Source organism: Brachyspira pulli (assembly GCF_036997785.1).
Lineage (GTDB): Bacteria > Spirochaetota > Brachyspiria > Brachyspirales > Brachyspiraceae > Brachyspira > Brachyspira pulli.
Window position 1 is genome coordinate 1 of the sequence record NZ_JAWLQI010000085.1, and the last position, 11,316, is coordinate 11,316.

Sequence of the window (11,316 nt, forward strand, 5' to 3'; positions counted from 1 at the left end):
AAAATTTTTAAGTTTGTCAACTACTAGCCGTAGTGGCAACCCGCACAGTATCGCTTATTCTTAACGAATGTCCTTTATACGTGCGGCTGATTACTCATTATTATACAAAATCAATAAATCTATATTACATGTAAAACATATTTCTTAATATTAGATAATCTTTTATTTTATAAAAAATTATAATTTACATCTATAAAAAGGTGAAAATTGACAAAATATAGTTGTTTAGGTATATACTAAAAATTTTTAACTTTTTCAATTTTTTTATTCAACTTTTTCCCGCCGCACACGCTCTGCGGACTTCGTCAAAGTTGCAAAAAGTGCAAATATAAAATTAGTACTAAATAATACTAAAATTGTTTTACATGTAAGATAATTTATTAAATTAAAGCCCAAATGTAGTCTTTTTGGTTCTTTGTGCCAACACCACAGGCACTCCTTTCAGTCGCAAAAGAACTGGGGTGCGGGGCAAAGCCCTGCAGATATTTAAAATTTAAAAAATTATTTCTGACAAAGTATAGTTGTTTAGGTATATACTAAAAATTTTTAAGTTTGTCAACTGAGGCACTTTATATAGAATTATCAACTTTTTTGCCGCGACTTCATCAAAGTTGCTATATCCTCGACAGGCTCGGATACGCTTCGCGAAAACGCAATTGCTAGAACTTTATATTAAAAAAACACTTATTAAATATAGGATATAACCTAAAAATGCAGTCTTTTTGGTTCTTTGTGCCAACACCACAGGCACTCCTTTCAGTCGCAAAAGAAGTGGGGTATTGAGAAGCACACAGCGTGGTGGGCAAAGCCCCAAATATAAAACCAAAACATAAATTTATTTTTGACAAAGTATATTTGTTTAGGTATATACTATTAACCTTTAGGAAGAAGTTTAGTAGGGTCTATTGCTCTTCCTTGATATGATATCTTGAAATATAATTCACTTCTGTCTATCATGCCAGTGTCTCCAATATTGCCTATATATGCACCTTTGCTTACTATATCACCAAGTTTTACATTAACTTTAGATAAATGAGCATAAGAAGTATTGTATCCATTTTTATGTTTTAATATTATTACAGTGCCGAATCCTCTTATCTCATCAACATATTCTACTATTCCGTCATCAGCAGCTATAACTTTATCTCCAACATCTCCTAATATATTGATTCCTCTGTTTGCAAGCTTATCTGAAGTAACTCCATATCCTGAAACTATTATTCCTTTATATGGCCATATAAAAGAACTTTCAGGCAGCATACTGTCATCATTAAAAGAATACGGAATCATTTTTAATGTTTGTACTTTTATATTAGCACCTATATACAATTTATATTCATTAGCATTTTTTATATTATTCAAACGCATTAAGTTTCTTAATGTCATATTATGTTTTTGTGCTATAGAATACAAACTATCACCGCTTTTTACTTTATAATTAGAAGTTACTAATGTAGTTGTTTTTTTAGGATTAGCATAAACTTTAAGAGTATCACCAACTTTTAATATAGATTTAGCATTCAAATTATTTAAAGAATAAAGCTCTACTAAATCCATACCTCTTTTTAAAGCTATTTCGCTTAAAGTGTCTCCGCTTTTTACTTTATAATTTTCTAAAGTTCTATAAGCAGGCTGTTTAGAAGATGATGTATTTATATTAACATTATCATATAGTTTTAAAGTATCACCAACTTTAAGAACATAATTACTCTTTAATCCGTTTAATTCTAATAAGTCTTTCAAAGACATAGAATTTCTTAATGCTATTTCTCCAAGCGTATCCCCGCTTTTAACTCTGTAAGTGGTTATTGTTTTGCTTTGAGAATTTGAGATTTTAGCATATATTTTTAATTTCTCGCCGGTTCTTAATTTATATTTTAAAGGATCGTCGATATTATTTATTTTCAAAAACTCATTAACACTTATATCATTTTGAAAAGCTATGCCGTATAAAGTGTCTCCGCTTTTTACTGTATAATATTCAACTTCTTTTGTATTATCAGATTTTTCTTGAACGCTGTTATTCTCTTTTTTAGAGTTTATAACATACATTGTTTTTCCTACATAAAGTTTATATTTATCAGGATTATCAATGTTGTTAATCTTTAAAAATTCGCTTGCAGTCATTCCATGAGCAAAAGCTATTCCGTACAAAGTATCGCCGCTTTTTACTTTATATGTATCATAAGATTTTGTTTCTGTCTCTTTTTGTTCTGTATTAGAAATTTCATTATTTGATGAAGCATTATTTGAGGAATTGGCTACTTTAAGTGTTTCTCCAACTCTCAAATTATATTTATTAACATCTTTAATATTATTAATAGCTAAAAATTCATTAGCAGTCATTCCATGTGCAAAAGCTATACCATATAAAGTATCGCCGTTTTTTACTTTATAGTCTTTATATGATGATTTGCCTTCTTCACCTTTTAAACCATACACTTTATTTTCAGAATCGAATACTAAACTATAACCGCTTTCTTTTACTTTAAGAATTTCTCCAACTCTTAATCTGTATGTATCAGGGTCTTTTATATTATTCAATTTTAAAAATTCAGTTGCACTCATATCATGTGAAAAAGCTATACCATATAAAGTATCACCGCTTTTTACTTTGTAATCTATATAGTTAGCTCCTAGTACAATAGAAGCAAATGTGCATCCCACAATAGATGCATATTTAAAAATATTTCTCATATTATTTTCTCAAGTTCAAATAAAGGTTTTATTAATTTGCTATTTCAAAAGTTTCATCTAAAGGCGGATCAGAAGGAGTAATTGTTACAGTATGTTCTTTTACACTAGACATTTGAGGCCCAATTTTAATTTTTTCTACGAACTCATCAATGTCTCTTTTAGTTTCTAAATAACCTATTACTTCAACAGAACCGTCATAGTTATTCCATACTTTTCCGCTTACTTTCATTTCATCAGCTATTTGCTTTGCATAGTATCTAAAACCTACGCCTTGAACTCTTCCTTTTAACATTATATCTACTTTAAACATGTTAGGATTATCGGCAATCTATTTTATGAAATTTATATAAACAATGTAAAATATACCGAAACTTATTTACTTTATAAAATATTAATAAGATTAATAAGAGTACTATAAAAATATGATTAATATAGAGATAAAAAATATAAACTTACAGTTCATTACAGATGATACACTTTTTTCACCTAAAAAAATTGATATAGGCACATTATCAATGCTTGAAGAAATAGATTTCAATTTAGAAAGTAAAGTTTTGGATTTAGGATGCGGATATGGTGTTGTAGGAATACTTGCAGCAAAAATTATCGGTGAAGATAAAGTTGTTATGTGCGATATAGATGATAATGCTGTGAATATTTCAAAAAATAATGCTTCATTAAATGGGGTAGGTAATATATGTATTATAAAAAGTAATGGAGTTAAAGATATAAATATAAATGATTTTTCTATAATATTATCAAATCCTCCTTATCATACAGATTTTTCTGTAGCTAAACATTTTATAGAGATTGGATTTTATAAATTAGTATTGAATGGAAGATTTGTAATGGTAACAAAAAGGTTTGATTGGTATAAAAATAAATTAACTTCCATTTTTGGCGGTGTAAAAGTAATAGAAAAAAATGGTTATTATATATTTATTTCTGAAAAACGTTCTAATATTCCAGCAAATAAATTAAAGCAAAAACTAAAAAAAGAAAATAAAGCTAATAAAATTAATAATAAAAATAATAAATATAAAAAAACTAAAAAATTATAAATGACCTAATATTGGAAGTCCTGTTATATAGAAGAATGCTAAATTTGATAAGAAGCCTATTAAAGTTCCAAATATAATTCCAAATGCAACATCAAAAGGATAATGAAGTCCTACATATACTCTGCTGAATGCTATTAATGATGCTATAGGGTAAAATAGCAATGCTGAATGCGGACTATAGCTTCCCATACAAAATGCTATTGCAAAAGCTACCATAGTATGTCCAGACGGAAAAGAATGTTTATCCGGAGGATACATTATTGGTATTTTATCATGTTTTTTATATGGACGTGTTCTGCTTACAAAGCTTTTTATATATAAGAAAAAGAATATACAAAAAAATACAGCGGTAACAGCTCTTGAAAAATAGAGTGCAGCATACTTAATTCTGAACATATAAAACAAAAGGTATAATACTACCCAAATATAACCGTCTCCCATTCTGCTCATAAATTTCATAAAAGTTTTTACAGGGCCTTTCCTATTGTCTTTGAAAATCTTTAGGAATAATTTATCATCTATTTTAGACATGAATTTTATTAATGGCAAACTGTTTATGTAATTGATTCTTTTTTGTTTTCTTCTTCTTTTTAGAATTTTCTTTATATTTTTCTTTCTTCTTCTTCTGACTTTTCTTTGGATTTTTGAACTATTATCTTCATTATTATCTAATTGTTCATAGTTATCATTATTGATGTTATTGCTGTCCATATAAAGAAATCCATATTTTACTATCAATAATAAAATATCATAAAATTTAAATAAATCAACTATTACTAATTTAAATTATGTAAAAACCGTATGTAAGTATTTTAAAATATTTAGTTATTTTTTTAAATTTGCCGAATATATTTTTAAAATATTAAAATAATTTTAGGATATATAGTGTGTTAGTGGGAAATGAAGCTTATGAAAAGTTTATAGAGTATATAGAAAACAAAATAAACTTTAATTTTTTATCACATATACCTGGTTCCGATGATTCAGTAGAAATTCAAAAAAATTCTATTATCAATTTAATCAAAAGATCAAATAATAATGAGGCTTTTTTGGATTATATATCATATACTTATACTATATTAGAAAATGAAATAGTAAAACAAATAATATCAATTTCTTGGCTAAAAGGAAATGGTATTGAAGATAAAATTATTAATGATGATAAATTTGGTTTAAATAATGATGAACTTGTAAATTATATATCTATTTTATTAGTATTAAGAGATATAATGCATACCAGTTATATAGCTTCTTTGCCAATATATTATGAATATAAATATGATCTAAAGGAATTTATAGATAAAGCAAGAGAAATGATAGATCATTCAGTATCTAATATAGCAACATTAGAGCATATTAACCCTATATTTATAGCTATAGCTGCTAAAAGCGTTTTACCTTATTCTATAACTTTAGATGAGCTTTCTACATCGTCTAAATTAATAGCGGTGCTTTTTAATCTTTCAAGAATAATGGCATCATATCCTTATACAGATAAGAAGATAGAATATACACAGCCTATATTTTCTAGTGCTGTATATAATTTAGTAAATAATGCAGCTTTTTTAGGCTTGGATTATAAAATGGTTAGAGTAATATATGATAAAGCAAAAACAGGAGAAATAAGGTGGAAAAATTAGCTAAATATAATATTAACTTTATAGTTGCTGCTATATCATCTTTAACTATAATATCAATGTGTGCTTATATGCTTGTTAATATGCATACATATATTATGAGAATATTAATGATAGTAGAATTTTTATGTTCTTTCTATTTTGTTTGCGTATTTTTCTATAAAATGAATAAATATTCAAGAACAGAATTATTTTTCTATCTTATAACATATTTGCTGCCTTTCATATTGTCAATAATAGGACTTTTTTATGTAACAAATTTTTTCTCATTAAATAGAGTTTTTTTGAGAGAAAATATTATAGCTTCTTTTTTAACTAGAGGCTACCATGTATTATTTATTTTTTATATATCACATATAATATATTTCTTTTATTTGTTTGGCGTTGAAAATAAAGATACATTTTGTTCTCTCATAACTTCATATTTTATTATAGTAATTTCTTCTATTATGGCTGTAATATTTATAGTTTTATATAGTGTAATAAATTGGGCTTTTGATAATAAAATAATTACTTCTTATCAAAATACAAAAAATGAAATTATATATGAGGCAGATTTAGCTTTTTCTCAAAATACTGATAATGCCGATCTTGAATATGAAGGATTTGCTAAAAGTTATAATATAGCAGTAATTTATTATGAAAATGAATTAAAGTACAGAACTGCTGATTGGGAAGATTTTGAAAGCAGACATTTAGTTTTTGAAACATCTGTTATGCAGGGTAATGGTTTCTTATTTATAGGAAGCGGAAAAGATTTTACTTACCCTTATTATATGTTTATATTGATATATGTTATTGTTAATTCTTTGGTATTAACATGTATTATAATGTTCTTTAGGGTGTTCTTATCATATAAATTTAACAATTATATGAATATCATGATAAAAGGCTTTAAAGAAGACAGTTATATATATGCAATAGATACTGAACATATGGATAATACAGAAATCAAAGTTTTAGCAGAGTACTACAACAAAAAACTTCTTACTTATAAGTATAGAGAAAGATTTATTAAAATGTTTACTAGATAATTTGTGAATTAGTTAAAATATTTTATATATACCTAAACAACTATACTTTGTTAATTTTAGTTTTTTCAATTTTATTGTTTGTGGTAGCTTTTCCCCACTGCTCTGCGTACTTCGTAACACCCCAAGTTCTTTTGCGACCGAAGGGAGTGCCTTTGGCGTGGCACAAAGAACCTTATATTCTCGACAGGCTCGGATACGCTTCGAGAAAGACTGCATTTTTAAGGTATATCATATATTTAATAGGCATGTTTTTAATATAAAGCTCTAGCAGTTGCGTTTTTTGCTACTTTTTTGTGCGACAAAAAAGTAGATAAAATTTACATAAAGTGCATCAGTTGACAAAGTTAAAAATTTTCGGTATATACTCTATAAAGTTGTATATTAAATAAATTTATAATCTTCTGTAAAAGTGAATGTGCAAGAAACAAATATATCATGCATAGCTATATTAGGATTATTTTGCATAGATTCGTATATTGTATTATAAGAATTGCTAATATGAACCAAGTCATTAAATGTATCTTTTTTAAAAATATTATTTGAAAAGCCGTCTATTAAAGCATCTTCAATATATTTATAGCTTGTAAATTGAGTTTTTAATATTTTATAACTTTTATTTCCTATATTTACTGTTGCTCTTTCATCAAATACAACATCTTTGAATGCATTTTCTGTACATATTTCAGGTATAAAATTAATTACTTCTTCCCTTATGTTTTTATCAACAATTATATTACTTATACTTTCAATAAACTTCTCATAATCTCCATTCAATTTTTCAAATTCAAGTACATATTCTATAACAAAATATTCTATTTCTTCTTTAGTGTATGGATATTTTATATATGTTGCATCTGATTGAAGTATAAAGAAGAACTGTTTTATAGAAAAAAATTCTCCATTATTGTCCCATTTTATAATTTCATTTTGCACACAATTTTCTAAGAGTTTATTTTGAACGTTATTCATAGAACATTCAACCATAATCTCACCATCTGGCATTTTAGCACCATAAGTTTTTATGAAGCTTACTCTGTTATTATTAAGTATAAAAGGAACTTCTTTATAAATGGCATTCCATAAGAAACTGGAATATCCGTTTTCTTGATCGAATCCTACATATTCATTGTAGAAATCTTCTTTATTTTCTATATTGCCAAGCCCTATCATAGGACTTTCGCATACAGTAAAAATCTTTTTATTATCAAGTAAATAAGTTTCTATTTCATGATGAAAGATTCCAGAAAGAAAATCTAATATCCCTTGCAAAGCGGAATACACAAAATTATCAGATGAAAGTTCTATAGCTTTATATTCATCTGAAGCTATACTTGAAGATGAATCAAAAAATACATAATCAAAAAGAGGAGCTTTCACATAGAAATATATTGTACATAATACACTATTTTTCTTTTCCAGCTGAACTATTTTTGGTTCAATAGTAATATCATAACTTAAAAATTTAATAGTATCATTTTCTATTTTATTTTTTTCTGTTATAGTTTTATGAAGTCTATTTAATAATATATATTTGTAACTATTCATTTAATACCATTTTTAATATTTCATTAATTGATAATGGAGTTAAGTTATGAATATCACTAGCAACATTGAATGCCATATTATGATATTTTTTGTCATTATGCCAATGTCCATGAATAAGCATTGTACCGCTGTAGTAGCCTTCCCACTCCAATATAGGATAATGAAATAACACTATTTTTTTTATTTTTTCATTATATTCTTTGATATCTAATACATAATAATCTTTTATGAATTTAAATAATTTGATATCAAAATTTGGATTGTTTAAAAATTTATCATTATTTCCTTTAATTAAATATTTATTTCCTTTCAAATATTTAAGGAGTTCAGAAGTTTTTTTATAACCATTTTCATTTGAAAAATCGCCTATGATATATATATCATCATTATCTGAAATTTTTTTATTCCAATTATCAATAAGTACATTGTGTAAAGCAATATAATCATCAAATTTATTTTTTCTGTTTCTCCCAATATGAAAAAAGTGAGTATCAGAAGTAAAATATATCATACAACTCCTACAATATATTTAAAAATAGTAAAAAATAATCCATTAATAATAATTTAAAGTTTGATAATATTTCAACCTTTAAATAATAAAGATGTAGACATTTAACAATTTTTATCATATAATAAATTATTATATTTTCAAGTAAAAATATTATTTACTATAGATATTTTCGGAGCTTTCCGATAATATATGGTAAGATTTTCAATTTTTATGGGGCGTATAAATGGATGATTATATAAAAAGTCTGCTTAAAGATTTCTTTGAAGAAGCATTTGAAATGCTTGATAGGCTTGAACAAAATATTCTTATTTTGGATAATGAAAGAAATAATGTAGATGCAATACAAGAAATATTCAGAGCAGTTCATACTTTGAAAGGAAGTGCTGGTGCAGTAGAACTTGTTGAAACACAAAAATATGCCCACAGATTTGAAGATTTACTTGACTTAATCAGAAATAATAAAATAGAAGTTGATGATGCTACTATAGATGTACTTTTAAAAGGTATAGATATATTAAAAGACCTTATTAATACAGCAAGTGAGGAAAGTACATATTCCGGAGATATAGAAGCTGAAATAAAAAAATTAGAAGATTTTAAAAATATGAAATTGGGTGCTGGTCCTGCACCGTCTGCTGGAACAGATGCTCCTGCAGCAGCTGCCGCTAGTTCAGCTACAACAGCTGCCCCTGAAGCTGAGAAAAAAGTAAATAAATATGAACTTCTGCCAAATGATAGTGATTTACTTGGAATTATTAGAGATAATGTTGAGGAAGGCGTAAAAACTAAATTGGTTCATGTAAGTTTTGACCCTGAAAGCCCTATGAGAACAGTAGGCGGGGTTCAAGTGTTCGTTGCCCTTAAAGATGTCGGTGAGATAATGGGAAGTATACCTCCTCTTGAGGCTTTGGAAGGTGATGAGTTCTATGAGCATGTAACTTATATTCTTGCAACTATTAAGGAAGATCAAACTATAATAGACGCTATTACATTACCAGATGTTACAAAAGAAATATCGCTTGAAGAAATAATATTAGAAGAATATGAAAAATTCCTTCAAGATAAAAAACAAAAAGAAGAAGCTCAAAAAGCAAAAGAAGCTGCGGCTGCAACATCTAATAATGCAGCTAAAAAACCTGATGCTGCTAAATCTGGAAAAGATCATAAAGTTGACAGACAAAGTTCTTTCTTAAGGGTAGAAAGTGACAGAATAGACGCTATGATGAACCAAGTGGGAGAGCTTGTAACAAATAAAAGTTCATATATACAGTATGATGATGATCTTACTTCATATCAAAAAATTATAGGTACTGGTATAAATGAAGTAAAAAGATATTATAGAGATAGTATTGTTCAGATACTTAGAAAATTTGAAGAACATTTGCAGAAAAAAGAAGCTAAAGAAATTAGAAATACATATATAGACGGATTTAATAGTAAATTAACTGAATTTGTAAAAATGGAAGAAGAGTTTAAAAATACTTTAGATAAGTTTAGAAACTCTTATCAGCTTCTTACTAGGGTAACAAATGAATTACAGGAAACTGTAATGAAAATAAGGATGTTGCCTATAGCTCAAACATTCAATAGATTCCCTCGTTTAATAAGAGATTTATCAAGAGATTTAGGTAAAGAAGTAAAATTGGAGATGTACGGAGAGGAAACAGAATTAGATAAATCTGTTATTGAGGTATTAGTAGACCCATTGGTTCACATTATAAGAAATGCTATGGACCATGGTATAGAGCATCCTGATGAAAGGGAAAAAGCTGGAAAACCTAGAACTGGTACTGTTGTTTTAGGTGCTTCGCATGAGGGTAACTTGATCATCATAAAAATATCTGATGACGGTAAAGGAATGATACCTCAAAAGATATTTGAAAGTGCTGTAAAAAAAGGATTAGTATCAGCTGATGCTAAATTATCAGAAAAACAAATGTTAGAATATATATTTGCTCCTGGTTTTTCTACTGCAGCAAAAATTACCAATGTATCCGGTAGAGGTGTTGGTATGGACGTTGTAAAGAAAAGTTTAGAGAAAATAAATGGTACTGTTGGTATAGAAACAGAGTGGGGTAAAGGTTCTACATTCTTCTTGAGAATTCCTCTTACTGTTGCTATTATTCAGGCTCTTATTGTTGATGCTGAAAAAGAATATTATGCAGTTCCAATTAACAGTATATTGGAGACTATCAAAATAGATGTTAAAGATATTCAGGAATTGGAAGGTATAGAAGTTATTAAAGTTAGAGAAGATGTTATTAACGTATTGAGTATTAAGGAATTATTCAGACTTCCTTCAAGATACAATAATATTAAATCTTATTATGCTGTTATTCTTTCATCTGAAGGTAAAAAAGTAGCATTGCTTGTTAATAACTTAATAGGTGAGCAGGATATAGTAATAAAAACTCTTAAAGACAATATCACAAAAAGTGAAGGTTTAGCTGGTGCTACCGTTTTGGGTGATGGTACTGTAAGCTTCATTTTGGATATTCAAACAATAGTAAGTCTTGGTACTAAGAGACTTATAGAAAGAGGAAAAGGTAACAACTCTAAAAATAGTAAAAACGATTTAAGAAGCTTTATTGAAAAATTAAAAAATAATGAAATTCCAGAAGCTAATTCTACTAAAGAATAATTAATTTTTAGTATTGCTTATAAGAGTTTTTATTTTCCAAATATTTTGAGTACTTAATTCAAAGAGTTATATTTTTAGTTTTATAAAGTTTAAATTTATTTTAAAACCATTATTATATAAACTTATATATAAAATATGTTATATCTAAAAATTTAGTATATACCTAAATAACTATATTTTGTCAATTTTC

General features: G+C 26.9%; 9 protein-coding genes. 4 read left to right on the forward strand and 5 right to left on the reverse strand.

From position 1 onward, the window contains the following. Positions 1-873: 873 nt before the first annotated feature. Positions 874-2,697, reverse strand: coding sequence for a LysM peptidoglycan-binding domain-containing protein (locus R4K56_RS13630; RefSeq protein ID WP_335772967.1), 1,824 nt, complete (start codon positions 2,695-2,697; stop codon positions 874-876). 31 nt (positions 2,698-2,728) lie between these two features. Further along, a complete protein-coding gene (locus R4K56_RS13635) occupies positions 2,729-2,989 on the reverse strand; it encodes an acylphosphatase (RefSeq protein WP_335758740.1) in 261 nt (86 codons plus the stop codon). A gap of 130 nt (positions 2,990-3,119) precedes the next feature. Here R4K56_RS13635 and R4K56_RS13640 point away from each other — a divergent pair, with 130 nt between their 5' ends. Then, on the forward strand, positions 3,120-3,758 hold the full coding sequence (locus tag R4K56_RS13640) for a class I SAM-dependent methyltransferase (RefSeq protein WP_335772966.1): 639 nt from the start codon (positions 3,120-3,122) through the stop codon (positions 3,756-3,758). Here the strand turns inward: R4K56_RS13640 and R4K56_RS13645 are convergent. After that, positions 3,753-4,469 carry a phosphatase PAP2 family protein gene (locus R4K56_RS13645; protein WP_335758742.1) on the reverse strand — a complete coding sequence of 239 codons (717 nt, stop codon included), beginning with the start codon at positions 4,467-4,469 and terminating at the stop codon, positions 3,753-3,755. The genes R4K56_RS13640 and R4K56_RS13645 overlap by 6 nt on opposite strands. A gap of 176 nt (positions 4,470-4,645) precedes the next feature. On the opposite strand from R4K56_RS13645, the gene R4K56_RS13650 reads away from it, so the two are divergent. Beyond that, positions 4,646-5,398, forward strand: coding sequence for a pyridoxine kinase (locus R4K56_RS13650; RefSeq protein ID WP_335772965.1), 753 nt, complete (start codon positions 4,646-4,648; stop codon positions 5,396-5,398). Then, the gene (locus R4K56_RS13655; protein ID WP_335772964.1) at positions 5,386-6,429 is read left to right on the forward strand and encodes a hypothetical protein; all 1,044 of its coding nucleotides are present in this window, start codon (positions 5,386-5,388) and stop codon (positions 6,427-6,429) included. Before R4K56_RS13650 ends, R4K56_RS13655 begins: the two co-directional genes overlap by 13 nt. Before the next feature lie 381 nt (positions 6,430-6,810). On the opposite strand, the gene R4K56_RS13660 is transcribed toward R4K56_RS13655, so the two are convergent. Both R4K56_RS13660 and R4K56_RS13665 read right to left on the reverse strand, forming a co-directional pair. Further along, positions 6,811-7,974 (reverse strand): DUF6348 family protein, encoded by a 1,164-nt coding sequence (locus R4K56_RS13660; protein ID WP_335772963.1) that lies wholly within the window; start codon positions 7,972-7,974, stop codon positions 6,811-6,813. Continuing rightward, complete coding sequence (locus R4K56_RS13665; protein WP_335772962.1) at positions 7,967-8,485, reverse strand: phosphoesterase; 519 nt, start codon at positions 8,483-8,485, stop codon at positions 7,967-7,969. The genes R4K56_RS13660 and R4K56_RS13665 overlap by 8 nt, the downstream gene beginning before the upstream one ends. A gap of 223 nt (positions 8,486-8,708) precedes the next feature. Between R4K56_RS13665 and R4K56_RS13670 the strand changes: the two genes are divergently transcribed. Then, positions 8,709-11,126, forward strand: coding sequence for a chemotaxis protein CheA (locus tag R4K56_RS13670; RefSeq protein WP_335772961.1), 2,418 nt, complete (start codon positions 8,709-8,711; stop codon positions 11,124-11,126). Positions 11,127-11,316: the final 190 nt, after the last annotated feature.

What these genes read in the sequence shown, in the direction of transcription:
- R4K56_RS13630 (WP_335772967.1), bottom strand. Translation starts at nt 2,697, where the DNA reads ATGAGAAATATTTTTAAATATGCATCTATTGTGGGATGCACATTTGCT.
- R4K56_RS13635 (WP_335758740.1), bottom strand. Translation starts at nt 2,989, where the DNA reads ATGTTAAAAGGAAGAGTTCAAGGCGTAGGTTTTAGATACTATGCAAAG.
- R4K56_RS13640 (WP_335772966.1), top strand. Translation starts at nt 3,120, where the DNA reads ATGATTAATATAGAGATAAAAAATATAAACTTACAGTTCATTACAGAT.
- R4K56_RS13645 (WP_335758742.1), bottom strand. Translation starts at nt 4,469, where the DNA reads ATGGACAGCAATAACATCAATAATGATAACTATGAACAATTAGATAAT.
- R4K56_RS13660 (WP_335772963.1), bottom strand. Translation starts at nt 7,974, where the DNA reads ATGAATAGTTACAAATATATATTATTAAATAGACTTCATAAAACTATA.
- R4K56_RS13665 (WP_335772962.1), bottom strand. Translation starts at nt 8,485, where the DNA reads ATGATATATTTTACTTCTGATACTCACTTTTTTCATATTGGGAGAAAC.
- R4K56_RS13670 (WP_335772961.1), top strand. Translation starts at nt 8,709, where the DNA reads ATGGATGATTATATAAAAAGTCTGCTTAAAGATTTCTTTGAAGAAGCA.